Annotated in this window: 16 protein-coding genes; 8 read left to right on the top strand and 8 right to left on the bottom strand. The window is 64.7% G+C overall.

The window, feature by feature from the left end; translation table 11 throughout:
- Window positions 1–25: 25 nt before the first annotated feature.
- Entirely contained in the window at window positions 26–8,353 is an 8,328-nt protein-coding gene (locus AB5K84_RS05985) for a FecR domain-containing protein (RefSeq protein ID WP_038966116.1), read from the bottom strand.
- 619 nt (window positions 8,354–8,972) lie between these two features.
- Here AB5K84_RS05985 and AB5K84_RS05980 point away from each other — a divergent pair.
- Together AB5K84_RS05980 and AB5K84_RS05975 are read left to right on the top strand one after the other, a co-directional pair.
- The gene (locus tag AB5K84_RS05980; protein ID WP_011090649.1) at window positions 8,973–9,704 is read left to right on the top strand and encodes a transglutaminase-like cysteine peptidase; all 732 of its coding nucleotides are present in this window, start codon (window positions 8,973–8,975) and stop codon (window positions 9,702–9,704) included.
- A 116-nt stretch (window positions 9,705–9,820) separates the two neighbouring features.
- The gene (locus tag AB5K84_RS05975; RefSeq protein ID WP_011090650.1) at window positions 9,821–10,945 is read left to right on the top strand and encodes a lysozyme inhibitor LprI family protein; all 1,125 of its coding nucleotides are present in this window, start codon (window positions 9,821–9,823) and stop codon (window positions 10,943–10,945) included.
- A 187-nt stretch (window positions 10,946–11,132) separates the two neighbouring features.
- Here the strand turns inward: AB5K84_RS05975 and AB5K84_RS05970 are convergent, their stop codons facing one another.
- The 6 genes from AB5K84_RS05970 to AB5K84_RS05945 form a co-directional block, all read right to left on the bottom strand.
- On the bottom strand, window positions 11,133–12,332 hold the full coding sequence (locus AB5K84_RS05970; RefSeq protein ID WP_038966119.1) for an ABC transporter substrate-binding protein: 1,200 nt from the start codon (window positions 12,330–12,332) through the stop codon (window positions 11,133–11,135).
- A gap of 99 nt (window positions 12,333–12,431) precedes the next feature.
- The gene (locus AB5K84_RS05965) at window positions 12,432–14,270 is read right to left on the bottom strand and encodes an AMP-dependent synthetase/ligase (protein ID WP_011090652.1); all 1,839 of its coding nucleotides are present in this window, start codon (window positions 14,268–14,270) and stop codon (window positions 12,432–12,434) included.
- A 94-nt stretch (window positions 14,271–14,364) separates the two neighbouring features.
- Complete coding sequence (locus AB5K84_RS05960; RefSeq protein WP_011090653.1) at window positions 14,365–15,153, bottom strand: ABC transporter ATP-binding protein; 789 nt, start codon at window positions 15,151–15,153, stop codon at window positions 14,365–14,367.
- Window positions 15,154–15,157: 4 nt separating this feature from the next.
- Window positions 15,158–15,916, bottom strand: a complete 759-nt coding sequence (locus AB5K84_RS05955; protein ID WP_011090654.1) for an ABC transporter ATP-binding protein — start codon at window positions 15,914–15,916, stop codon at window positions 15,158–15,160.
- Window positions 15,913–17,064, bottom strand: a complete 1,152-nt coding sequence (locus tag AB5K84_RS05950; RefSeq protein ID WP_011090655.1) for a branched-chain amino acid ABC transporter permease — start codon at window positions 17,062–17,064, stop codon at window positions 15,913–15,915. Before AB5K84_RS05950 ends, AB5K84_RS05955 begins: the two co-directional genes overlap by 4 nt.
- A gap of 5 nt (window positions 17,065–17,069) precedes the next feature.
- A complete protein-coding gene (locus AB5K84_RS05945) occupies window positions 17,070–17,945 on the bottom strand; it encodes a branched-chain amino acid ABC transporter permease (protein ID WP_011090656.1) in 876 nt (291 codons plus the stop codon).
- 261 nt (window positions 17,946–18,206) lie between these two features.
- Here AB5K84_RS05945 and AB5K84_RS05940 point away from each other — a divergent pair, with 261 nt between their 5' ends.
- The 5 genes from AB5K84_RS05940 to AB5K84_RS05920 all read left to right on the top strand — a co-directional run bounded on the left by AB5K84_RS05940 (window position 18,207) and on the right by AB5K84_RS05920 (window position 23,312).
- Window positions 18,207–18,956: an ABC transporter ATP-binding protein gene (locus AB5K84_RS05940; protein ID WP_028173716.1), complete on the top strand. Its 750-nt coding sequence runs from the start codon at window positions 18,207–18,209 to the stop codon at window positions 18,954–18,956.
- Entirely contained in the window at window positions 18,953–20,479 is a 1,527-nt protein-coding gene (locus tag AB5K84_RS05935) for a hypothetical protein (RefSeq protein ID WP_011090658.1), read from the top strand. Before AB5K84_RS05940 ends, AB5K84_RS05935 begins: the two co-directional genes overlap by 4 nt.
- Before the next feature lie 105 nt (window positions 20,480–20,584).
- Window positions 20,585–21,400, top strand: a complete 816-nt coding sequence (locus AB5K84_RS05930) for an MBL fold metallo-hydrolase (protein ID WP_011090659.1) — start codon at window positions 20,585–20,587, stop codon at window positions 21,398–21,400.
- A 65-nt stretch (window positions 21,401–21,465) separates the two neighbouring features.
- A complete protein-coding gene (locus tag AB5K84_RS05925) occupies window positions 21,466–21,987 on the top strand; it encodes a hypothetical protein (protein ID WP_038966118.1) in 522 nt (173 codons plus the stop codon).
- A 272-nt stretch (window positions 21,988–22,259) separates the two neighbouring features.
- The gene (locus tag AB5K84_RS05920; protein ID WP_011090661.1) at window positions 22,260–23,312 is read left to right on the top strand and encodes an amidohydrolase family protein; all 1,053 of its coding nucleotides are present in this window, start codon (window positions 22,260–22,262) and stop codon (window positions 23,310–23,312) included.
- Window positions 23,313–23,400: 88 nt separating this feature from the next.
- On the opposite strand, the gene AB5K84_RS05915 is transcribed toward AB5K84_RS05920, so the two are convergent.
- A complete protein-coding gene (locus AB5K84_RS05915; protein WP_038966115.1) occupies window positions 23,401–23,856 on the bottom strand; it encodes a cupin domain-containing protein in 456 nt (151 codons plus the stop codon).
- 131 nt (window positions 23,857–23,987) lie between these two features.
- On the opposite strand from AB5K84_RS05915, the gene AB5K84_RS05910 reads away from it, so the two are divergent.
- Complete coding sequence (locus tag AB5K84_RS05910) at window positions 23,988–24,650, top strand: hypothetical protein (protein WP_083860063.1); 663 nt, start codon at window positions 23,988–23,990, stop codon at window positions 24,648–24,650.
- Window positions 24,651–24,660: the final 10 nt, after the last annotated feature.

Genomic DNA, 24,660 nt, shown 5'->3' with positions numbered 1-24,660 from the left:
CGTAGCCGAACCGGGGGAATGACCGTCAGGCATGGTTCGCGACGATGAAATCACCGGCATGCAGGCTGCTCGCCACGAGATTCTTCAGGCGGATCGACTGGTGATCGTCGAGCGTGACCAGCGTGTCGGCTCCCTGTTGCGTGATGCCGAGATCGCTGAAGGAGTGGATGTTGGCAAACTTCTGCAGGTCGATCTTGTCCTGGCCCAGCTCGAAATCGACGATCGTGCTCTGAACCGGAAGCGTCGAATTCGTAAAGGAGAACTGGTCCTGCCCGTCGTTTCCGACCAGGGTGGGTCCCGTGGGCGGATCGACGACCAGCGTGCCGCCGTTGCCGTCGTTGGCGAAATGGAAGCTGTCGATGCTGTAGCTCCCGGCAAACTTGATGGTCGCGGTGTCGGTCCCGTCGGACAGCGTCAGCACGCCGCCCAGATGGTCGGCGTTTTCGGTGTAGGTCACCCCGGTCAGGCTCGAGAAGCCGATGTCCTTGAGGTCGAGGAGATCCGAATTGGTGGTGGTGCCGTCGCCCGCGAAGCCGTTGATGACGCCGGTGAAATCGGCGGCGTGTTCGATCGCGAAGGTGCCGGTGGTTCCGGTCCCGTTGGCGAAGGTCACGCTCTGTGCGGAAGCCTCGCTGAGGTTCAGCACCGCGTCGGACTCGATCGTCATGGGCGCATCGGCGAGCGGATCATAAACGGTGGTGCCGCCATGACCGTCGCTCTGAAGGGTCCAATTCAGGTCCCTGCCGAGAAACTGCAGGGTGACGGTGGTCGCGCCGTTGTAGAAGTCGACGGTCGTGACGTTCGTGTCCGAATTGTACTGGGCCTGCGCCGACATCGAGGACGTCCAGGCGAGATCCTTCATGTCGATCAGATTGCCGGACGAGAGCGGAGCTCCGGCCGGAGAGCCCGAGATGAGCCCGTGGAAATCCTTGGCATGGTCCAGGACCAGGGTGCCCAGGCCGTTGTCGTAGTAGACGACGATCCCCGAAACCGAGCCCTCGATCTCCACGACGGCCTTGTTGGAAATCTCGATCGCGCCGGTGCCGCTGACATTGCCCTTGATGTCGATCGTCGAAACGTTGTTCCCGAAGAACGGACCGGCCTCGATCAGGCCATTGTCGACCACGTCGCCCTTCACCGTGAACACGGTGCCGGGCTCGGTCAGCAGCGTCACGCCGGAGGCGACGGTGAGGTCGTGGATCGTGACGTTGGCCGCGCTGTCGACGGTGCAGGGTTCGCCTCCGGCGAGCAGCTTCACGTCGTAGCTGGCCGCCGGCACGCCCAGGCTCCAGTTCGACGCCGTGTTCCAGTCGCCGCCGGCAGGATTGGTCCATTCATCGACCGGGGCGATCTCGACGATGGTGCCGCCGTTTCCGTCGCTGCTCGTGATGAAATGCGTGTCGCTGTAGCTGCCGATGAGCTTGAGCGTGATGCTGTGGTTATGCGTATCGCTCACGACGAGATTGCCGGTGAGGGCGTCATAGGTCGCCGTGGTCCCGCCGTCCCAGGTGATGGTCGACAGGTCGATCTTCTCGTTGGCGGCGAAGCCGGCGATCGAACCGCCGAAGGTCGCGGTGTCGATCTCGAGCTCGCCGCCGGCGCCGGCGAAGGTGACGGTCTGCGACACCAGGTTCTTGATCTCGAGCGTCGCATTGGCGTCGATCGTGACCGAGCCTGCGCCGGTCAGCGAGCCGAACAGCGTCAGCGTTCCGGTGTGGACCTCGATGAGATGGCTGTTGACGATGGTGCCCGTGATCGACGCCGCGCCCCAGCTGTCGATGTCGCCGGAATTGCTGATGCCGGTTCCGTTCACCGAAATCGAGGCGCCATTGAGCAGATCGATTTCGCCGGCGTTGACGATCGAGGACACGTTGCCGAAGACGCTGCTGCCGCCGACGGTCCAGATGCCGCCTGCATTGTTGTTGAAGGTCGCGCTCGCGACCGAGATGTTGCCGTTGATGTGGCCGGTGTTGTTGATGATGACGGCGCCGCCGGTCTCGACGATCGCATAAGTCGCGGAGGTCACGGTGGAGGCGACGGCCGGCCCGATCGTGCCGGAATTGTCGATCGTCGCGAGGCCGTTCGCGTTCTCCTGGATGAAGATCGCCGCATGGCCGGTCGCGCCCACGACCGAGCCGGTGTTGGTGACGTGCGTCGAGCCGGTCGCGGCCGGATCGCCCGGAGCGACGGCGTTCTGATTGACACTGATGCCGACGCTGCTGGTGCCGGTGATATGGCCGTTATTGACAATGGTGACAGCGCCTGCACCCGCGGCAAAAGCGGACAGGCCGACCGCGCCGGTGGCGGAGCCGTTGTTGGTGACGCTGACGTCCCCGCCCCCATGATCGAAGACACCGATCGCGGTGCCCGCCGCGGTGATCGAGGAGCCCGCGCCGGTCGTGACCGTGACCTTGCCGACGCCCCAGGTGAACGCCTCGATGCCGTAGCCGGCATCCGCGATGATGGTCGCATCGCTGGTGACGGTGACGTCGCCGCTGACGGCGTTCGAGAAGACGCCGCTGCCACCCGGCTTGTAGCCCGCGATGATCGCGCCCGGCGTGGTGGTATCGCCGTTCGGCGCCGAGCCGGAATGGATGGCGCCGTGCGCCACGACGGAGATCGTGCTGTGTACGCCGCTTGCGATCGCCGCAGCGTAGTTGACCGCCACGATGCCGGAGCTGCCCGAGATGACGCTATCGCCGCTCGCCAGGGTAACGCTGATGTCGCCCTGGTCGATGCTATAGGCGAGAATGCCGTAGCTGGTCGTGCCCTTCACCGAGGCACTGGCACCGAGCGTGACGGTCACGTTGCCGCTACCGCCGTTCAGCGCCTGGGCGCGGATGCCTATCTCGGCACCGATGACGGTGGTGCCGGCGCCGTCGTTCACCGTGACGTCGCCATTGCCGTAATTGTAGGCGTGGATGCCGTAGCCGCCCGCGGCGGCGACATTGCCGTAGTTGTTGACGACGACGTTGCCATAGACGTTGGCGTTGGCGCCAAAGCCAGTCGCCGCGCCGAGGTAGCCGGCCTCGAGGCCAGCCGGCGCGTTGCCGCTCAGATTGAGGCTCGCACCAGAGTTGACGGTGCCGTAGTTGGTGACGGTGATCGAGCTGTGATCCGAGGCCAGGAGCGTGCTCGCGCGATTGACTGCGACAACGCCGGAGCTTCCCGACGTGACGACGCTGCCGGCCTCCGTCCTGACGGTCGTGCTGCCTGAGCCATAGCTGCGCGAGCGGATGCCGTAGATCGAGTTCCCCGTGATGGTGCCGCCGGCGTCGATGGTAATGTCGCCGCCACCCTCAGTGTGCGCATCGATGCCGTAGGCGCCGCCCGCGGCGCCGCCAAGCTGGGTGATCGAAATGTCGCCGCCGTTGGCGGTGTTCAGGTTCTCGACCAGCACACCGACCGAATTCGCGCCGGAGCCGGTCGCCTTGCCGGTGAGATCGTTGACCGTGATGGCACCGGAGCCCGTTTGGCTGTCGCGCAACGTGATGCCGTTACCGGCACTGCCGGTAATGTTGCCGGTCGCCGTCAGCGAGATGTCGCCTGTGCCATTCTGCGTGACGACGACGCCATTGGCCGCACCGGTCAGTGCACCGGTGGGCGTGAGAATGATGTCACCATGGCTACCGGGCGACCCACCCGAGGCGGTGAAGTCGACCGCATCACCACTTAATGCCTCAATGTTGGCATCACCGGTGATGGTGAAGGTGCCTCCCGTTGACGCCTGACCGCTGATGGTACCGCTGAAGGCGTGGCTTGTATCGTCGAGCTTGAGCGTGTTGGAGCCGCCCGCGAAGAGGACCGTCTGCGCGTCCGCACCGCCGAGCTCAAGCATCGCGCCGTTGTCGATGATCACCGCGCCGACGCCGCTGAGGCCGCCGGAGAGGTTCAACGTTCCGGCCTGGACCTCGATGGTGCCGGTGTTGGTGACCGCCGCCGAGATCGTGTTGAGACCGGTGACCCCGTAGAGATTGCCAGAATTGCTCAGGCTGCCGCCATTGATCGAAACGTCGGACAGATAGAGTTTTGACGCGGCGTCGATCGAGATCGTTCCGCCGGCGTTGGCCACGGTGGCGGTTATCAGCTTCAGCGTGGCGCCGTTCACCACCTCGATCAGATCGTGATTGGTGATCGCGTGAAGGACGCCGGGATCGACCGTCAGCGTGCCGCCGGTGACGGCGATCGTGCCGGTATTGGTGATATCGGCGTTGTGGATCGCGCTCGTGCCGGTCGATTCCAGCGTCCCCGCGATCGTCAACGTGCCGCCATCGATCACTGCCCCGACGAGATCGAGCGTCGAGCCTGATGTGACCGAAACCGCGCCGGTGCCGTTGGTCACCGTCATCGCGATCAGCTTCAGCGTGCCGCCATTGATTGCGGCCAGCGTGCCGGTGTTGGTGACGGCCTCGTGGTCGATGTCGAGCTCGGCGCCATTGGCCTGAAGCGTGCCGGCGTTGGCGATGGTGGCCGAGGTCATCGTGGCAAGCGTCAGCAGGCCGCCAACCGCCTCGATCAGGCCGTTGCTGGTGATGGCAGCATCGGTGATCGTGGTCGCCCCGGACGAATCCAGCGTGCCCGAAACGGAGAGTGCGCCGCCGGTCAGGCTCGCACCCGCCAGGGTCAGCTTCTTGCCGGGATCGACCTTGACGGTGCCGCCGTTGCCGATCGTGGCTCCCGCAATGGTGGCATCGTCGAGCGTCAGTGTGACGCCGTTTTCGACCGTGACCGTGCCCTTGTTCAGGGTTGCGTTGCCGTCGATCTTGCTGTTGCCGGTGACGTCGATCGCGCCGCCCTGCGCACCGCTATAATTGTCGATGGTGCCGCCGGTGATCTCGGTACCGGACAGCGTCAGCGTCTGGCCATCGTCGATCTTGATGACATGGCTGGTGTTGGTCAGGATATCGTTGAGCAGCGTCGCGGCGCCGGCGATCTCGAGCGTGCCGGTGTTGGCGACCGCTCCGCCCTGGATCCTGGCGCCCTCCTTGAGCTTGACGGTGTTGTCGAGCTCGATGCTGGAATTGTCGGTGATATCAGTCCCGGACACGGTGACGCCATCCAGCGTCAGCGCGGCACCCGCGGTGACCGCAGTGACGCTGAGTATGGCACCGCCGTCGATCTTGCTGGCACCCATGACGTCGATGGTGCCGCCGCCCTTGATGGCGCCGCCGCTGAGCGTGGCGTGGTCCAGGGTCAACGCGGCATTGGCATCGACGATAACGTTGCCGCTCGAATTATTGACGGTCGAGCCCTGGTCGATGGCCAGGGCGCCGTTCGCCAGCACCTCGATCGTGCCGGCATTGTCGACGCCCTCATTGCTCAGCGCATTGCCGCTGCCGCTGACGTTGAGGACAGCATTGTTGTTCAGGATGCCGTCGCTCAGGACGGCGTTGCCGGTCAGGTCGATTTCACCGTTGCCGGTGATCACGCCTGTGCCGCGGATGCCGGCGTTGAGGACGGGGCCATCTTCATCGTCACCGCCGCCGATAACCGGCCCCGCTCCGCTAATCGTCGCGCCGTTGACGGTCAGCTTGCCGCTGGCATCGACGGTAACCGCACCGTTGTTGGTGACGCTGGAGCCCTGGTCGACGGTCAGCCAGCCATTCGCCAGCACCTTGATCGTCCCGCTCGACGTATTGGAGACGCTCTCGTGGGCGAACTCGGCCGTACCCTTGACGTTGACCGTGCCGGAATTGTTCAGCGCGCCGTGCTCGATCAGGCTGGTGCCGTCGAGCTCCAGCGTGCCCAGAATGGCGACGGTGCCGCCGTCGACCGTCGCGGTATCGACGATCAGCATCGTGCCGGCATCGGTCTTCAGCGTGCCGCCGGCATTGTGGATCGTGGCCAGTATGTTCAACGTGCCGCCCGACAGCTCGATCGTGCCCGAATTGCTGATCGTGGTGCCGCTGGCGAAATCACCGCCGCCCTGGAGCGTCAGATAGCCGGCATTGGTAAGCACGCTCGTGTCGAGGATCTTGGCCTTGCCGCCGACCGACATCGTGCCGGTCACGGTGTTGGTGAGGATCGAGTCCGCGCCCATGTTGAGCGCGCCCGATATCGTCAGCGAGCTCTGGTTGATCAGTTTCGGCGGCGGGCCGCCGAAATCGTTCATCGTCACCGACCTGGCATAGGCGGCGACGTCGATCGTCACCGGATAGGACGGCGTCAGGCCGTGCAGCTGATCGGTGATGACGATGACGTCGTCATTGATGGTCGGGACGGTGCCGGTTTCCCAGTTCGCCGCGTCCTTCCAGAAACCGCCGGAAGGCGCGCCCGCGTGGTCGGTCGCGATCCACACCACCGCGGGCGCATCGGTGCCCTTGATCGTGACGGTGATGGTCTGCTGCGAGGTGGCGCCCTGCGAATCCTTGAGCGTCACGGTGTAGGTCAGCGTCAGCACCTCGCCCTTCGGAATGAAGTCGGCGAGGTAGACGGGAAGGTCGGCCAGCGACCAGTTGATGGTGCCGGTGCCGTCCCCGGTGCCGTCGGCACCCGCCGCGATCGCGACCGACATCGCGCTCTGGAACGCGGCGAGCGGACCCGGCGGAACGGTGCTGCCATCAGGCAGGGTCGCGCTGGTCAGCGCCACCGACACCGTATGCTTGTCGGTGAGATCGACGTCGTCGAAGCTCAGCGTACCCGACGTCGGCACATCGCTGGTGAGCGGACCGCCCGGCTTGCTGGTGCCGCCTTCGAAGGTGATGGTCGGAACGCTGGTGGTGATCACCGGCTTGTCGTTGGTGCCGGTGATCGTGATGGTGATGTCGATGAACGACGCTTCGGGGTTGACCGAGAAATTGTTGTCGACGCGGACCCTGTAGGTGAGCGTCAGCGTTTCGCCCGCCGCCAGGAAGTCGAAGACGTGGTCGGGGATCGTATAGGTCCAGACCGCAGAGCCGTTATTGTTGTTGCCGGCGGCGGCGGCGACCTGGATATCGATCTGCGTCGCCGCGATGTCCTGCTTCTGGAGCGCAGAGAGCGTGCCGGTGACATCCTGCTGGCCGGCGGTCTTGTAGACGTAGTTCGGCGCGTCGCCGAAGCTAATGCTCACCGTCGGCTGATCGCCCAGGTTCTGGTCGACGAAGGTGATCCGGCCGGAGATCGTATCGGGCGTCGTATCGCCGGTCGCGTTCGCGTGCTCGGTCAGCGCGAACGCCGTCTTCACGTTGCCGTCGAGATCGAGGCTTTGACGCAGGGGCGGCCCGGGGATGCGGGTGCTGGTCGCCGGATTATGGCCCGCCCCCTCCGAACCCGGCTGATTGGGATTCGTGAAGGTCGCGGTCGCGGTGGCACCGGTGTCCGTCTTGATAACGACAATGTTGCCGGTCTGCGTGATCGTGTCGGTGAAGTTCGTGGTCAGCTTGGTGTTGGTGTTGTTGTCGGTGAACTTCAGCGTGAACACGTCCGTGATCAGCTTCTGGATGTCCGGCGACATCAGCGCGTTGGTGATCGAGACGTTGCCGCCGCTGATCTGGATCATCTGGCCGGCCTGATTGACCGTCGCGATCGGCAGCAGCGTGACCTTGTCGAACAGGATGTAGGAGCCCGTCGTGCCGTTCGGCTCGACCAGCACCTGGAAGCTCGCCTGCGGCTGCGGATCGCCGCCGCCGGCGGGAACGACGAAGTTGATCTGGGTCAGCACCGCCGTGCCGCGGATGCCCATGGTGGCGACCGGCGTGTCGATCTTCATGTCGCCGTGCTTGGCGGTCTCGCCGGCGACGAAGGTGATGGTGCCGGCGACCAGGCTGAGCAGCGAGGAGTTGTTCGACCCGTTGGGGTCGTAGACCATCTCGTTCAGCACCATCCGCGCATTGGAGGACAGGCCGAACACGGTGCCGTCGATGAAGGTGATACCGAGCGTCGAATCCGCGCCGGTCGAGACCACGTCGCCCTTCTCGACATTGTCGCCGTTGTTCAGGATGACCGAAACGCCGTTGCGGACCGCGGTCGCGCTGCCGGAGAGTTTGGTGACGTGGCCGATGACCTGGGCTGCGGCAGTACCGGGCGCGGCCTGCGCATATTGCACATGGCCCGTGAGCGCGTTGACGACGTCGCCGGTGAGGTGGGCGCCATCGGGCGAGGCGATCGCGGCGCGCTTGTCGCCCCTGAAATAATCGTGAACGACGAACTCGTGTCCGTCATGGGACAGCACGAGGTCGAGACCGGCGCGCTTGAACTCGCCGTTGAAGATCAGGTTCGGTTCGGGAACCACGAACGCGCCATCAGGCACGTGACCGTGCGCCTTCGCGATGAAGGGCTTGGCGGTAAAGGAATCGACATGGACATCGGCGGGCGAGTGGGAACCCTGGCCGTCCAAGAAGATCGCGGCGTCAAATTTGCCAGCGTAATTCAACCGGGCACCGTAAAAAGGGTTAAAATTTAAGTAAGTATCAACCGCCTAAGCTTGCATAGCATTACTAAATCCTTAGCGAAACCATCTATTGCTTGTGTGATTTCGCGTCACTTGACGATCGGAGCCCCCGAAGAGCAGTGCCCTCATGGTGAGGACAAAGTATTCCTTGCAGTATTCTGAAGTTGAAGTCGGCCCGTTTTCGCACATTCTCAGTCATCCAAAGTAAACTGCCGTATAGATCAAGCGGCAGATACTCATGTCATCTTTTCTTCGTGGAACCCCGGGGCATCCTGCGGGAAATACGGAACTAAATCTGTGACCCAACTAACAGAACCCGTGAAATAGCGGGTCGTTAGCCATAGGCGACAGAATCAGCCTACCTGCAACTTCTGCCTGCAATTGTTTCCATTTCGCGGCGACCGGACACCTCCTAGCCCCCGATTCGTAAAATTTTACGCAATTTGGGCAGAGCCGTTTCAGCCTGTCCCACGGTTTTGGGGCCCCTGCCGGGCGCGTTAAGCAGAACAAAACGGCCCGTCTCGCACTATCTCCGCGAAAGCAACAAAGCCCGGCACGTACAGGTCGAGGGGGACCTGGCGAAGCCGGAAGGGGATGTCAGATGGAGACCGCTGCTCGCTCGCGCGCCTGGCGCGCAATCCTTGTCCTGTGCGGATTGGTTCTGCTCGGATCGGCCGCAGAGCTCCGCGCCGGCACGCTGCTGTCGCCGGGCGCCGGCGTCCTCGTGCGCAAATCCGCCGAACCGTTCGGCGTGTTCGCCTTTGCCATCTCGTCCGGCAGCCTCCAGCAGAAATGGTCCGCGCTGAAATCCAGGCTCGACGACGACATGGTGCAGCTCGCGCTGTGCGACGGCGACCGCGACAATTGCGCATCGCCTGCGGCACTCAAGTTGCTCGCCATCGTCGACCAGGCCCGCGCCCGCGACGGCCGCGCCCGGCTGGGCGAGACCAATCGCGCCATCAACCTCGCCATCCGCGCCGCCAATGACGGCGCCGACGACGTCTGGAGCTCGCCGCTTGCGACCTTCCAGCGCGGCGCCGGCGACTGCGAAGACTATGCCATCGCCAAGCTGGCCGCGCTGCGGCTCGCCGGCGTTGCCACCGAGGACCTCCGCGTCGTCGTGGTGCGCGACATCCGCGCCGGCGAGGAGCATGCGGTTGCCGCGGCAAAGCTCGACGGACACTGGCTGATGCTGGACAACCGCCGCATGGCGATGGTCGAGGACGACGACTCGCGGGGCTACCAGCCGCTGTTCGTGCTGTACCAGTCGGCCGTGCTGAAATATGTCGACGAGCCGGTGCGGTTGTCGATGGCCACGGCCGAGGCGCACTGAGCTAGCTTGCAACCCGGATGGAGCCAGCGGGTCGACGCAAAGCGCCGTCCCACAAATTCATTCCACCACGCGATCCGGGGCGCTAGCATGCCTCCGGCAAGGCGGGGGCGACTGGAATGCGGTTCATCGGGCTGATTGTGCTTGCGCTGCTGGCGCCCGCGGCACCCGTGTTCGCGCAATCCGGCCCATCCGATCGCTCCATCGCCGACAAGCTGCCGCTGTTCGCCAGGAACAACTGCCAGCAGATTCGCGACCCCGGCAATCAATTGATCTGCGGTGACGCCGAGCTTGCCGCCGCCGCCGAGAAGCTGGGCACGGCGATCGAGGCGCGGCTCGCCCGCCTGCCCGACCGCCTGCCGGCGATCGAGGAGAACGCCATCTGGGGCCGCCAGCGCAATCTCGGCTGCGGCATCGTCGGCCAGACCCGGATCCGCGCCGACGATTTCGACCGGGTGAAGGCGTGTCTCCTCAAGGTGACCGAGGAGCGCGCCACGATCCTGCGTGATCCCGATTTCGACTGTCTCGCCGCCAATACGGCCGCGGGCGCACTGATCTGCGCGGAGCCCTCGCTGGCGCTCGCCGAAACGGAGCTCAATGGCCAGGTGCTCGGGCTGATCGGCAAGCTGGACCCGACTGCGGCCCGCTTTGCCTTCGCTGAATACGGCCGGTGGACGCGAGAGCGTGACCGCAGATGCAATCTGGTCGGCAAGGAGAACGTGCCGCTGCAAGAGCTCGAATCGGCGGAGAGCTGCCTCGCCGATTACCTCGCACACAAGATCGACGAGATCCGCGCCGCCAAGGGCGATCCCAAAAAGGTGTTCGGCCGGCAGGTCGCCGCCCGCTCGCCCGACACCGACGCCGTCGACTTCTGCGCCGCGCGGATTCACGCGGCCAATTCCTGCGGAAATTTCCTGCGCATCAACCGCGTCTACGCCGTCGACAGCCAGGTGAGCGACCAGGAGGCGCAGGTCACGGGCGAGATCGAAATGGTCGTGCTGGCGCCCTTCGCCACATGCAGCAAGGTCGCCTCCACCTGCACCGGCACCTGCTGGGACGCCAGGACGGGTCGTCCGCAGCCGGGAGCCGCCGGCAACAAGGAGCGCTCCGCGGACGCCTTCAACGTCACGCGCCGCCTCAGGATCCAGCGCACCTTCGCCTTCGTCAAAGCCGGCGACGGCTGGCGCTGCCGTGAAGACGAGCTGGCACCGGTGAATTCGGGGACCGCGGGCGGCGGATCGTAGGTGTTTCTTCTCCCTCTCCCCGCTCTTCGCGGGGCCGCGGCGAGCTCCGCTCGCGCTGAGAGGGTTGGGGTGAGGGGCAGCTTCCGCAAAGACGGTGAAAGATGGACTCGCGGAGACTCCCCCTCACCCGGAATTTGCTCCCGCAAATTCCGGCCTCTCCCCGCACGCGGGGAGAGGCGAAGACGCATCAAAACATCAGATTGTCCTTCACCAGCACCCAGCGGCCGCCCTTGACCTGCTGCACCTGGGTGATGGTGTTGGCGAGGTGGTCGGTCTTGGAGAACTTCGTCGGGGGCGAGTTGAAGATGTCGAGGAACTTCTCGCCCGACTCGAGCGAGTCCAGCATCTTCTGTCCCGTGAGGTCCTTGCCCGCCTTCTGCGCATAGAAGGCGAAGGTCATCACCGCGTTGTAGCCGATGATCGCCTGCGTGTTGGCGTCGGTGTTGAACATCTTCTTGTAGTTGACGAGCCAGTCGTGGACCTTGCCCTTGGCGGTGTCCTCATACGGGATCTCGAAGCCCGACGCGGCATAGAGGCCTTCCACTGCTTCCTTGCCGAGCATGGGCACTTCCATCACGTTGACGGGCGTCGCACCGAGGAAGGTGACGTCCCAGCCGAGCTTCCTGGCCTCGGTCATGGCGCCGATGGGCTCGCGCAGGACCGCGCCGAGCACGACGAGGTCGCAGCCGTCGGACTTCATCTTCGCGACCTGGGCGCTGAAGTCGGAGGCGCCGCGCTTGTAGCTCGTGATCGAGGCCGGCTGCACCTTCATCACAGCCAGTTGCTGGTTGAATCCGTCAAGCACGTTCTTTCCGTACTCGTCGTCCTGGTGCATGATGCAGGGCTTCTGGAAGCTCTTCCACTCCATCATGTATTTGAGCGCGGCGCGCGTGCTCTCCACATAGGGCAGGAGGTTGTTGAACTTCAGCCGCTCCTGCGGCTTGGCCGGATCGAACTTGAAGGTGAACTCCGCCGCCGTCAGCGGGAAGAGCTGAAGCACCCCGGCGTCGAGCAGGATGTCCTGCGCCGCGAGCACGGTCGGCGATCCCATTGGTCCCACCATCGCGAAGATCTTGTCGCGCTCGATCAATTTTTGCGACGCCAGCACGGCCTTCTTCGGATCGTAGCCGCTGTCCTCGACCACCAGCCGGATCTTGCGGCCGTTGACGCCGCCGGCGGCGTTGACCTCCTCGACCGCCATCTTCATGCCGTTGGAGACCGGCACGCCCCAGCCCTTGATCGGCCCCGACAGATCCTGATGGGTGCCGATCACGATCTCGGTCGCCGAGATGCCTTCATTGGTGACCTTGGTCTGTGCTGCGGCCGGCAGATGCGTGAGCACCACCGCGCTCACCGCAAGGCCGAACGCCCTGAACGATTTCGACATTGACGTCTCCTCTCCCTGGCCCTTGTTGCGCGAAGGGTTGGCCATCGCTCCTTCGCTGATTTCAGCGTCTCCTTGCGCACGGCCTTCCGGCCGCGCGCCTCACGCCACCGCACGTTCGCGATACATGGCGTCGATCTCGGCGGCGTAGCGCTTGTTCACGAAGCTGCGCTTCAGCTTCATGGTCGGCGTCAGCTCCTCGTCCTCCGGGGTGAGCTGGCGTTCGATCAGGAAAAACCTCTTGATGGTCTCGACGCGGGCGAAATTGACGTTGACCTGCTCGATCTCGCGCCAGATCAGGTCCTGGATCTCCGTCGCCCGGCACAGGCTCGCATAATTGGTGAAGGGGATGTCGTGGTCCTGGGCGAACTTCTCGACGTTCTCCTGATCGATCATGACGAGGCAGGTGAGGTACGGCCGCTTGTCGCCGATCACCACCGCATCCGAGATGTAGGGCGAGAATTTGAGCTGGTTCTCGATCTCGGACGGCGTGACGTTCTTGCCGCCGGAGGTGATGATGATGTCCTTCATCCGGTCGGTGATGCGAACGAAGCCCTCGTTGTCGATGGTGCCGACGTCGCCGGTGTGCAGCCAGCCGCGCGGATCGATGGCCTCCGCCGTCTTCTCCGGCTGGTTCAGATAACCCATGAACAGGAAGTCGCCCTTGATCAGGATCTCGCCGTCGGGCGACAGCGCGACCTCGCCCCAGGACACGGCGGTGCCGACCGAGCCGAGCTTGATCCGCGTCGCCGGCATCATGGTGGCGACGCCGCAATTCTCGGTCTGGCCGTAGACCTCGTGCATGTCGATGCCGAGCGCGAGATACCAGCGAATCAGCTCCGGCGCGATCGGCGCCGCGCCGGTGAAGGCGATGCGGCAGCGATCGAGCCCGATCATGCGGCGGATGTTGCGGAAGGCGAGCCGGTAAGCGAGCTGGTTAGCGAGGCGCAGCGACAGCGGCGGCGCCCTGCCCTCGATCCGGCAATCGACCATGCGGTAGCCGATCCCGATGGCGCGGCGGTAGACCCATTGCTGGAGCGGCGTCGCATCCTTCAGCGCGATGGTAATGGCGGAATAGAATTTTTCCCAGATGCGCGGCACCGCGAGGAAGATGGTCGGCTGCACCTCGCGCAGATTGTCCGGCACCGTCTCCGTGCTTTCGGCAAAATTCATCACCGAGCCGAGCGCGACCGAGATGTAGTAGCCGCCGATGCGCTCGGCGACATGGCAGAGCGGCAGGAAGATCAGCCGGTCTTCGTTCTCCCGCGCCGGGATGAAGTCGTTGGCATGCCGCATCTGGTGCGTGACGCTGCGGTTGGCGTGCATCGCGCCCTTGGGCGGGCCGGTCGTGCCGGAGGTATAGACGAGCACCGCGAGATCTTCAGGGCCGCGGCTGTCGATCATCTCCTGCCACAGTGCTTCGCGCCCGACCATATGGTTGCGCCCGAGCGCACGAAACTCGTCGAGCGACATCACCATGTCGTCGGAGAAGCCGCTGAGGCCCTCCATGTCGAACACGACGATCCTTTGCAGGGACGGGCAGCGTGTGCGGCAGGTGAGGATCTTGTCGAGCTGCTCCTCGTCCTCGGCGAAGATCACCTTCGTGCCGGAATCGTTGACGAGATACTGGACCTGGGACGAGGCATCGGTCGGATAGATTCCGGACGAGACGCCGCCGGCGCACAGGATGCCCATGTCGGCATGGACCCATTCCGGCACGGCATTGGCGATGATGGAGGCGACGTCGCCGGGCATGAAGCCGATCGCGCGAAGCGCGTAGGCGATCTCCTTCGAGATCTCCAGCCACTCGCGCCAGCTCGTCGGCTGCCAGATGCCGAACTTCTTCTCGCGGATCGCCGGCCTGTCGCCCCGCGTTTCCGCGGCGCGCAAGAAGCTTTTCGCGATCGTATCAGCGACCGTCAGCACCGCCGGTCGGGCCATGCGCCTCTCCTCCTTGTCGCTTCCCCTCCGCTGCCTGCCTTGCCGGCGGTCTATGTCTTGCGGACGGGCAACCCATCTAACGCCAAGTCTTGCCTTAACGCCACGTCTTCTTCTTTTTCCAGCGCCGTTCGCCCCGAGCGCCCGCTTCCTTGGCGCCAAGGTAGAATTCCTGGATGTCCTGGGAATGCATCAAGCGGTCGCAGGTGTCGTTCATCACGATACGGCCGATCTCCAGCACATAGCCGTAATGTGCCGTTTCCAGCGCCACCTTGGCGTTCTGCTCGACCAGCAGGATCGACATGCCCTGCTCCTCGTTGACGCGGCGGATGATGGTGAAGATCTCCTTCACCAGCAGCGGCGACAGGCCGAGCGAGGGCTCGTCGAGCAGCAGCAGGGTCGGCCGGTTCATCAGCGCGCGGCCGATCGCGAGCATCTGCTGCTCGCCGCCGGAGAGCTGGCCGGCCGGCTGGTCGATGCGCTCCTTCAGCCGCGGGAAATAGCCGTAGACGCGCTCCAGATCCTCCGCGACGCCGCCACGGTCCTTGCGCGGATAGGCGCCCATCATCAGGTTCTCGCGCACGGACAGGAACGGGAACACCTCCCGCCCCTCCGGCACGTGGCTGAGGCCCAGCCGCACGATCCGGTCGGCCTCCATGCGCTGGATCGGCTTGCCCATGAACTCGATCGCGCCCTTCTGCGGATCGAGAATGCCGGAGATGGTCTTCAGCACCGTGGTCTTGCCGGCGCCGTTGGCCCCGAGCAGCGTGACGATGCGGCCGCGCGGCACCTCCAGCGAGATGCCGCGGATCGCCATGATCGGCCCGTAATAGCTCTCGATGTTGGAAAGCTTCAGGATGATGTCCGGTGTCGCCGCGGCATCCATCGCGTCAGGCTCCCAGATACGCGGCGACGACATCAGGGTGCTGCTGCACCTCGGCGGGCGAGCCCATCGCCAGCACGCGGCCATAGTTCAGCGCGATGACGCGGTCGGAGACGCGGTTGACCAGCGACATGTCGTGCTCGACCATCAGCACGGTGACGCCGAGCTCGTTCTTCATGTCGCGGATCCAGAACGACATGTCGTCGGTCTCCTCGACATTGAGGCCGGAGGACGGCTCGTCGAGCAGGATCAGCTTCGGCTCAGAGCACAGCGCCCGCGCCAGCTCGATCACCTTGCGCACGCCGTAGGGCAGGCCCGAGATCAGCTTGTCGCGATAGGGCTCGAGATCGAGGAACTCGATCACCTGCTCGACCCGGCGGCGATGCAGCTTCTCGTTGGCGCGCACGCTCGGCAGGAACAGCAGCTCCTGCCAGAGCTGCGTGGTGGAATGGCGGTGGCGCCCGACCAGGAGGTTGGACAGCACCGTCGCGTTCTCGAACAGTTCGATGTTCTGGAAGGTGCGGGCGATGCCTAGTCTTGCGATATCGTAAGGCGGCTGCTCGGTGATGTCCTGGTCCTCGAAGAAGATGCGGCCCGAGGTCGGCCGGTAGATGCGCGAGATCAGGTTGAAGATCGAGCTCTTGCCGGCGCCGTTGGGCCCGATGATCGAGAGGATCTCGCCCTTCTCCACCGCGAACGACACCGCATCGACGGCCTTGAGGCCTCCGAAATGCAGCGACAGGTTCTCGGCGCGAAAATAGCTCATCGGTTGCGCTCCGACTTCACGTAGATCTTCTGCCGCTTGAAGGTGGCGCGCTTGTAGAGCGGGAAGAGCTGGAAGAAGAGCTTGATCTTGAGCCAGCGGCCGTAGAGCCCGAGCGGCTCGAACAGCACGAACAGCACGATGATGATGCCGTAGATCGCGCCCTTCAGACCGTTGAGCGAGGCGAAGGCCGCGACCTTGGACTGGACGTTGGCCGCTCCTTGGGTGCCGGCGCCGAAAGCGGCGGCAATGCCGGCGATGATGCCGGGCATGTCGTCCTTCAAATAGGTCAGGAACGGGTCGATCATCACGATGAAGATCGCGCCCAGCACGGCACCGTGCAGGCTGAAGCTGCCGCCGATCAGGATCACGATGATGAACTCGATCGAGAGCTGGAGCGTGAACATCTCCGGCGAGATGAACGAGAGCTTGTGCGCGAACAGCACGCCGGCAAAGCCGGTGATCGCCGCCGAGATCGCAAAGGACTTCACCTTGTAGAGCGCGACGTTGACGCCCATGCTGCGCGCCGCGGTCTCGCTGTCGCGGATCGCGACGAAGGCGCGGCCCGTCGGCGAGCGCAGCAGATTGAGCGTGCCGACGATGGTCAGCACCAGAACGGCGAGACACAGGAAATAGAAGGTCGGGCTGTCGCGCGGCACCGCGACGCCGAGCAGCGACAGCGTCTTGACCCGCATACCCTCGTTGCCGTTGGTGACGCTCTCCCAGCGCGCCAGGATCTCCTCGACGATCAGGGCAAAGGAGATGGTGGCGATGACGAGATAGATGCCCTGGAGCCGCAGCGCGGGAAAGCCGACCATCGCGCCGATGATGCCGGTCAGAAGGCCTGCGGCGAGGAAGTAGACCGGGAACGGCACGTTGTATTTCTGCAAATAGGCCGCCGTGTAGGCGCCGATCGCGAGGAACGCGGCATGCCCGAGCGAGGCCTGCCCCGTAAAGCCGGTCAGGATCAGCAGCGCCACGCCGACGGTTGCATAGATGCAGACGAAGACGAGCTGGCTCATCAGATAGCTGGAGAGCACGTAAGGCGCGACCAGCAGCAGCGCGAGCAGGATGCCGTAGGAGACGAAATAGCCCGAATGCGGGAACAGCTTGATGTCGTCTTCGTAGTCGGTCTTGAACAGGAAGCGCATGGCGTTCAGACCTTCTTGCGGACGTGAAGGCCGAACAGGCCTTCGGGCTTGAGCAGCAGCACGGCGAGCAGCACGACGTACGGCGCGACGTCCTTCCAGCCCTCGGCCAGATAGAAGCCGGCCATGCTCTCGATCACGCCGATCAGGACGCCGCCGACCACCGCGCCGGGGATCGAGCCGAAGCCGCCGAGGACTGCGGCGGGGAATGCCTTGAGGCCGAGCACGAGGCCGACATTGGAGTGAATGAAGGTGATCGGCGCCAGCAGCACGCCGGCGCAGGTCGCGACCGCCGCGCTGATCGCCCAGACGATCGACACCACGCGCTTGACCGGGATGCCCATGTAATAGGCCGCCAGCATGTTCTCGGAACTGGCGCGCATCGCGGTGCCGAGCGTGGTCCTGTTGAAGAAGAGCCAGAGCAGCGTGCACAGGATCATCGTCGCCGCGATCACCGAGAGCTTGTCGTAGGCGAGCACCAGCGAGCCGATGCGCAGCACGCCCTGGCTGAACGGCGTCTCGATCTTCAGATCATCGGTGCCCCAGATCATGCCGGCGATCGAGCGCAGGAAGTAGCCGAGCCCGATGGTCGCCATGATGATGGAGAATTGCGGATAGCCGAGGATCGGCCGCACCACCACGCGTTCGGCCAGCATGCCGAACAGCGCCATCGCGGCCACCGCACCGGCAAAGCCGATCCAGTAGTTCAGGCCCATCATGCCGATGAAGGTGAAGGCGAAGAAGCCGCCCAGCATCATCAGGTCGCCCTGGGCGAAGTTGACGACCTCGGTCGCCTTGTAGACCAGCACGAAGCCGAGCGCGATCAGGCCGTAGACGCAGCCGAGCGCAACACCGCTGACCAGCTGCTGAACGAAATCCAGCATCGCCGCGCTTCCTCCTGACGCAACCGGCGGTTCTTCGATCGCCTCGTCGCATCTTGTGTCCAGTCGCTACGCAGTCGTTTCGCTGCGTCAGCGCCATTTGTCCCGGTGCCAATTCAGCCTGAACCGCCAAGCGCTGTCAACAAACGGTGACTTGCCTTTAGTCCAAGACGGATGACGGAATTTGCGGCAGTGCGATTCACCGCGCCGAAACATCTTCGGGTCATGGTCGCGGGCGATGCAAAACCGGATGGTGTGGCCGTCATGAAGCCGGACAGCTCGGCGCTCGAAGTCCGAGGGTTAACGAAGCGTTTTGACCGTCCGGCGGTCGACGGCCTCGACCTCACAGTTCACGCCGGTGAATTCTACGCCCTGGTCGGCCCCAACGGCGCTGGCAAGACCACCACTTTGCGCATGGTTGCGGGCCTCTTGCGGCCCGACGCCGGCGCGGTCTCGATCTTCGGCATCGATGCGCTCCAAAATCCGGTCGCCGCCAAGCAGGTGATGGCGTGGGTCTCCGACGAGCCCATGATCTACGACAAGCTGACGCCGCTGGAGTACCTCGAATTCGTCGCCGGGCTGTGGGGCATCGCGCCGTCCGCCTCGGAACCGGTCGCCGAGGGGCTGCTCAGCTCGCTCGGGCTCGAGCCGCACCGGCACGAGCGCTGCGAGGGCTTTTCCAAGGGCATGCGGCAGAAGGTGGCGCTGGCCGGCGCGCTGGTGCACGATCCCCGCCTCATCATTCTCGACGAGCCGCTGACAGGGCTGGACGCCGTGTCCGCCCGCCATGTGAAGGGGCTGTTGAGCGAGCGCGTCCGCACCGGCTGCACCGTGATCATGACCACGCACATCCTCGAGGTTGCCGAGCGCATGGCCGACCGCATCGGCGTGATCGCCTCAGGCCGCCTGGTCGCCGAAGGCACGCTCACCGAGCTGCGCCAGCAGAACGGCCATGCCGACACCAGCCTGGAAGATCTCTTCATCGCGCTGGTGACGCTCCAGGAAGCCGCATGAGCTCGGCGACCGCGCTGTCCTGGTTTGCCCGCCACGAGCTCCGCCTCGCCTGGCGCGAATGGCTCGCCATGATGACCGGCGGCCGGCGCAGGCGGACGCGCGTCGCCGTCATCGGCCTGCTTCTCTTCGCAGCGCTCCTGCACGTGCCGGCCTGGGCCGTGATCGGCCGCGTCGCCGACCTGCAACTGCCGCTCGACAAATCCTCGCTGATCGTGATCACAGCGACGATCTTTCTGGCCTGGACCTTGATGCTGTCGCAGGCGATCGAATCGGTGACGCGAGTGTTCTACGCCCGCGCCGATCTCGATCTGATCATGTCCTCGCCGGCGACGCTGGCCAACCTGTTCTCGGTGCGCATTGCCGCGATCGCGCTCGCCGTCACGGTGCTGGCGCTGTTGTTCTCGACACCCTTCATCGACGTGCTGGTGATCGGCGGCGGACCGCGCTGGCTTGCGGCGTTCGGCGTCGTGGTCGCGATGGGCCTGTCAGCCGCGGCGATCGCGATTGCCGTCACCATCCTGCTGTTCCGCTTGATCGGTCCGGCGCGGACGCGCTTCGTGGCCCAGATCCTCGCCGCCATCATCGGCGCCGGCTTCGTGATCGCGCTCCAGGTCGCCGCGATCATGTCCTACGGCACGCTGTCGCGCTTCACCATCCTGACCTCCGGCACCTTTGCCGAACACGCCCCCGACGCCGACAGCATCTGGTGGTGGCCGGCGCGGGCGGCCCTGGGCGACAGCGAGGCGCTGTTGCTGCTTCTCGCGCTCGGGCTGGTGATGCTCGGCGGCGTCATGGCGATCTTTTCGGGCCGCTTTGCCGACACCGCGATCGATGCCGCGGCATACGGCACATCCGGCCGCCGCAGCGCGAAGCAGCGCCCGTTCCGCGGCGGATCGCGGCAGCAGGCGCTGCGGCGCAAGGAATTTTCGCTGCTCTGGCGCGATCCCTGGCTGATCTCGCAGACCCTGATGCAGCTGCTCTATCTGGTGCCGCCGGCGCTGCTGCTCTGGCGCAGCTTTGCCGACAGTTCTGCCGCACTGACGCTGATCACACCCGTGATCGTGATGGCGGCGGGACAGCTTGCCGGCGGACTGGCCTGGCTGACGATCTCGGGCGAGGACGCTCCCGACCTCGTCGCGACCGCACCGCTGACGCCGTCCAGCGTCATCCGCGCCAAGATCGAGGTGGTGCTGATCGCGATCGCGGTCATCTTCTGCCCGCTGGTCGCGGCGCTGGCGTTTGCCTCGCCGATCCAGGCTGCGGTCAGTGCCGGTGCGATCATCATCAGTGCGGCCTCCGCGACCGCAATCCAGCTCTGGTTCCGGGTGCAGGCCCGGCGCAGCCAATTCCGCCGTCGCCAGACCTCTTCCCGGCTTGCGACCTTTGCCGAGGCCTTCTCCTCGATCGGCTGGGCCGCCACCGCTGCGCTGCTGCTCGCTCTCCCCCTCGCCGGCCTCGTCAGCGGCCTGATCACCGCGAGCCTCGTCGCCATCACCTGGAAATTCAGCCCAAGACGCGAATAAGCGGCGCGGATGACAGCTGCGATACTGACGCGCTGTTGATCGAAGCCCATTGGCCCCGCGCTGCATTGCGCGTTAGACTTTCTCCTGAAGTCATCGGGGACGGATATGTGGCGACTTGTTTCGGCCGCTCTGGCGCTGTTCGGCGCGCTCCTCTCGCCTGCCCTCGCTCAGCAGCAGCCCCAGCGCAGCGAATGCCTGGCGATGGCCAACACCGCGCCCCGCGCCGTCCCGGTCGCCTTCCGGCAGGCGACAGCCGCGGCCGAGGTCGAGATCACCTATGTCGGCCACTCCACCTATTTCATCGACACGCCCGGCGGCTTGCGCATCGCCACAGACTATAGCGGCGCCTATCAGATCGGACGGTTGCCCGACGTCGTCACCATGAACCGGGCGCACAGCACGCATTACTCTTTATTCCCCGACAAACGCATTCCCCATGTGCTGCACGGCTGGGGCGAGGACGGCAAGCCGGCCATCGTGTCGGAGCGCATCGGCGACACCTTCATCCGCAACGTCACGACCGACATCCGCCGCTACTTCGGCGACGATGCCGGCACCGACATGATCCGCGACGGCAACTCGATCTTCATCTTCGAGGTCGCCGGCCTCTGCATCGGCCATCTCGGCCACCTTCACCACAAGCTCGACGACAGCCATTTCGCCCAGATCGGGCGGCTCGACATCGTGATGGTGCCGATCGACGGCACCTACACCATGTCGCTGGACGGCATCTCCGAGATCACCAAGCGGCTGCGCGCCTCCGTGGTGCTGCCGATGCACCGCTTCGCCACCCCGCTCGACGATTTCATGCGCCGGATCGGCCAGCAGTTCGAGATCGACCGGCGCCTCGAGCGCTCCTTCCGCATGTCGCGCGATGCGCTGCCCTCGAAGCCGACGGTGATCATCCTCGACGGCGTCTGAGGCGCAATTTTCTCCAAGCCTGCTGGCGCCCATTGGTGCTGATCTCTCCGCAACAGGAGATCGACATGACAGACTTTGCGAGACTGCTGCACGCGGATGGACCAAACCCCGAGCACGCGGCAGCGCTCCGGCTTTACGGCCGCTTCGTCGGCGACTGGGATGCCGAGATCACCGCCCGCGGCCCCGATGAAACGAAACACACCGCGCCCGGCGAAATCCATTTCGGCTGGGTGCTGGAAGGCCGCGCCGTCCAGGACGTCTGGATCATTCCCCGTTCCAGCGGCAGCCCCGCCTTTCCGATCGCCGGCAACTGGTACGGCACGACGCTGCGGGTCTACGATCCGACCATCGATGCGTGGCGGATCTCCTGGTTCGATCCCGGCCGCAGCGTGTTCCGTCAGCAGATCGGCCGTCCGCGCGGCGATGACATCGTGCAGGAAGGCAAGACCGACGCGGGCGACCTGACCCGCTGGAGCTTTACGGAGATCGCGGACGACTCCTTCCATTGGCTCGGCGAGGTCAAGCCGGCTCCCGCAGCCGATTGGCGACTTGTGGTCGATGTGAGGGCGAGGCGACGCAAGGGTTAAGTCGAATGGATTTTGACTGAATCGATCGGGCCACGGGTTCGCTGCAACCTCTCCCGCTTGCGGGGGAGGTCGCGCCGAAGGCGCGGGTGGGGGCTCTCTCCACACTGGGAATCTCTCTGTGGAGACACCCCCACCCCAACCCTCCCCCGCAAGCGGGAGAGGGAGCGCACCTCCTCCGCCGTTGCTATGGTGCTCTGAGCAACGCGCGCTGCCGGGCGCAAGGACGAGATGCTAGGCTCCCGCCACAAAAAACATAGAGGGAGCGAACGCCGATGGCTGCAAGCGGTCTACCCGCCAACACGAGCGGGCTATTCGTCGAGCCGCGCGAGGACTGGCTCGCGCTGCATCAGGAGGAGATCATCGATCCCTCGCGGCCGATCGTCGATCCCCATCATCACCTGTGGAATCGCGGGCACCGCTACCTGATCGAGGAGATGGCGGCGGATATCGGCTCCGGCCACAACATCGTCGCCACTGTCTATGTCGACTGCCGCTCGATGTATCGCGCACACGGGCCCGAGGCGTTCCGGCCGGTCGGCGAAGTCGAGTTCGCCAACGGTGTCGCCGCAATGAGCGCAAGCGGTGCTTACGGCACGGCCGCGATCTGCGCCGGCATCGTCAGCCATGTGAACCTGCTGCTGGGCGACGCCGCCAAGCCGGTGCTGGAAGCCGAGATCGCGGCGGGCAACGGCCGTTTCCGCGGCATCCGGCATTCCTCCGCCTGGGACCAAGATCCTGTCGTCGCGGGCATGTACGCGAACCGGCCGAAAGGACTGCTGCAGGATCCGACCTTCCGCAAAGGCTTTGCCTGCCTGGCGCCGCTGAACCTCAGCTTCGATGCCTGGCTGTTCCATCCGCAGATCGGCGAGCTGATCGAGCTCGCGCGCGCCTTCCCCGACACCAGGATCGTGCTCGACCATTGCGGCGGTCCGGCCGGCGTCGGCCGCTTTGCCGGGCGGCGCGAGGAGGTGTTTCCGCAATGGCGCGCCTCGATCCGCGAGATCGCCAGATGCGAGAACGTGGTGGTGAAGCTCGGCGGCCTCGCGATGTGCCTGCTGGGCTACGATTTCCATCTGCGCGAGAGCCCACCGTCCTCCGAGGAGCTTGCCGCGGCCTGGCGGCCCTATATCGAGACCTGCATCGAGGCGTTCGGCGCAAGGCGCGCGATGTTCGAGAGCAATTTCCCGCCGGACAAGGGCCAGTGCAGCTATCAGGTGATCTTCAACGCCTTCAAGCGCATCGCGGCGCCTCTGGGCGAGGCCGAGAAGACGGCGCTGTTCTCGCAGACCGCGACCGATATCTACCGGCTCGACTTGCCGTCATGACGAGAGAGGGGCCGGGATGTTGGTCCCGACCCCTCTTCCGTCGTAGCCGCTGGGAAGCGTCCTCGAAAAGTCTTGGTCCGGGCGTGCGCTAGCCGGCGCCCATCAGCGAGGCGGGACGGCGCTCGCCGGTGGAGACGAACATCCGCTTGAGCTTGTTGACGACGCGGATCAGGAAACCGATCATCACCGGATTGGTCTTGCGGCAGAAAGCGATTTTCTTGACGTGGCCTTCGACATGCCATTTGGCATGCGCGCCGTCGCGGAAGAAGATGACGTCGCCGGGACCGTAGCGCTTCGGCGGCATGCCGTCGCTTTCGAGCACGATCGATCCTTCCATGATCATGATCGTCTCGTCGATGTCGTAGTACCAGTTGAAGCGCCCTTCGGTGCAGGACCAGATGATGGTCGAGGCGGTACCGTCCGCGCTGGTGGACAGTATGTGCGAGCGCGACACCGGATTGCCTTCGATGATCCAGGACGGCTCGATCGGCCGCAGCTCGAGATCCACATTGCAACTACTAATTTCAATCAATGCGCGCGACATCTGTTTCCCCAGGGGATAGAATAGGTTTTTGGCCGGGTCGGGGCCCGGATTGTTTCCAATGATGTACACAACGCTAGTGATCGGCTTTTAATTCTTTCTTACGCAGGCCTCGACAATCAGCCGCAAGTTGCATGTGCGAAGCAGCTAACGCCGCGATTTCCCTGCAAATTCGCGCACATGAACCCATCTTTTCCGGGGTGCGACAAAATGCGCGAAGTGACCTGAAAGGAGCCGTGCTGATGCCCCTCACGCCCGAGGTTCTGACAGCCAACAGCCAGGTCGTCGCCCGGCTCGGGAGCCTTGATATCTCCTTCACGCCGGATGATGAGTCCTGGTTTACCATCGACGGCATCGAAGGCCCCCGGCAGGTCGGCAGCGACGGCTCCGGCGGCGCGTTCGTGCTGCTGCCGTCGCAGAATGTGCTCTACGTCTCATCGGAGGGCCGCGCAGGAATTATCGCTGGTACGTTCGAGGCCTTCATCCAGCTCGTCGTCGTCCGGCCCTACTGGCTCGACATTCTGAAATTCTCCGCGGGCGGCGACCTCGCGGAAATGCGGCGCGCGGCGGATGCACTGGAGGCGACCCTCGACGACGAGGATGAGGTCAACGAGGCCCGCGAGCAAATCCGCAAGGGCCTCGACCTGCCCGAGCCGGACGATCCGGTCGGTGCGCTCTACGAGGCGGTGGCTGCTTCCGACGCCATTGTGCGGACCACCGACGGCAGCCCGTTCACGACGCTGTTCAACCGCTTCAGCATCGACAACAACCCGATGCTGCGCAACGCGGCGGCGTGAGAGCAGGAGA

The organism is Bradyrhizobium sp. 1200_D9_N1_1, from assembly GCF_052075915.1.
Classification (GTDB): Bacteria; Pseudomonadota; Alphaproteobacteria; order Rhizobiales; family Xanthobacteraceae; genus Bradyrhizobium; species Bradyrhizobium diazoefficiens.
Note: the sequence above shows the minus strand (reverse complement) of the source record. Positions and strands in the feature narration are given on the sequence as shown.

Bases quoted from the DNA above. Each gene is read 5' to 3' on its own strand.
- AB5K84_RS05930 (WP_011090659.1), top strand. From the start codon at position 20,585: ATGTGGCGACTTGTTTCGGCCGCTCTGGCGCTGTTCGGCGCGCTCCTC.
- AB5K84_RS05950 (WP_011090655.1), bottom strand. From the start codon at position 17,064: ATGCGCTTCCTGTTCAAGACCGACTACGAAGACGACATCAAGCTGTTC.
- AB5K84_RS05935 (WP_011090658.1), top strand. From the start codon at position 18,953: ATGAGCTCGGCGACCGCGCTGTCCTGGTTTGCCCGCCACGAGCTCCGC.
- AB5K84_RS05940 (WP_028173716.1), top strand. From the start codon at position 18,207: ATGAAGCCGGACAGCTCGGCGCTCGAAGTCCGAGGGTTAACGAAGCGT.
- AB5K84_RS05910 (WP_083860063.1), top strand. From the start codon at position 23,988: ATGTGCGAAGCAGCTAACGCCGCGATTTCCCTGCAAATTCGCGCACAT.
- AB5K84_RS05945 (WP_011090656.1), bottom strand. From the start codon at position 17,945: ATGCTGGATTTCGTTCAGCAGCTGGTCAGCGGTGTTGCGCTCGGCTGC.
- AB5K84_RS05975 (WP_011090650.1), top strand. From the start codon at position 9,821: ATGCGGTTCATCGGGCTGATTGTGCTTGCGCTGCTGGCGCCCGCGGCA.
- AB5K84_RS05980 (WP_011090649.1), top strand. From the start codon at position 8,973: ATGGAGACCGCTGCTCGCTCGCGCGCCTGGCGCGCAATCCTTGTCCTG.
- AB5K84_RS05965 (WP_011090652.1), bottom strand. From the start codon at position 14,270: ATGGCCCGACCGGCGGTGCTGACGGTCGCTGATACGATCGCGAAAAGC.
- AB5K84_RS05920 (WP_011090661.1), top strand. From the start codon at position 22,260: ATGGCTGCAAGCGGTCTACCCGCCAACACGAGCGGGCTATTCGTCGAG.
- AB5K84_RS05955 (WP_011090654.1), bottom strand. From the start codon at position 15,916: ATGAGCTATTTTCGCGCCGAGAACCTGTCGCTGCATTTCGGAGGCCTC.
- AB5K84_RS05970 (WP_038966119.1), bottom strand. From the start codon at position 12,332: ATGTCGAAATCGTTCAGGGCGTTCGGCCTTGCGGTGAGCGCGGTGGTG.
- AB5K84_RS05915 (WP_038966115.1), bottom strand. From the start codon at position 23,856: ATGTCGCGCGCATTGATTGAAATTAGTAGTTGCAATGTGGATCTCGAG.
- AB5K84_RS05960 (WP_011090653.1), bottom strand. From the start codon at position 15,153: ATGGATGCCGCGGCGACACCGGACATCATCCTGAAGCTTTCCAACATC.
- AB5K84_RS05925 (WP_038966118.1), top strand. From the start codon at position 21,466: ATGACAGACTTTGCGAGACTGCTGCACGCGGATGGACCAAACCCCGAG.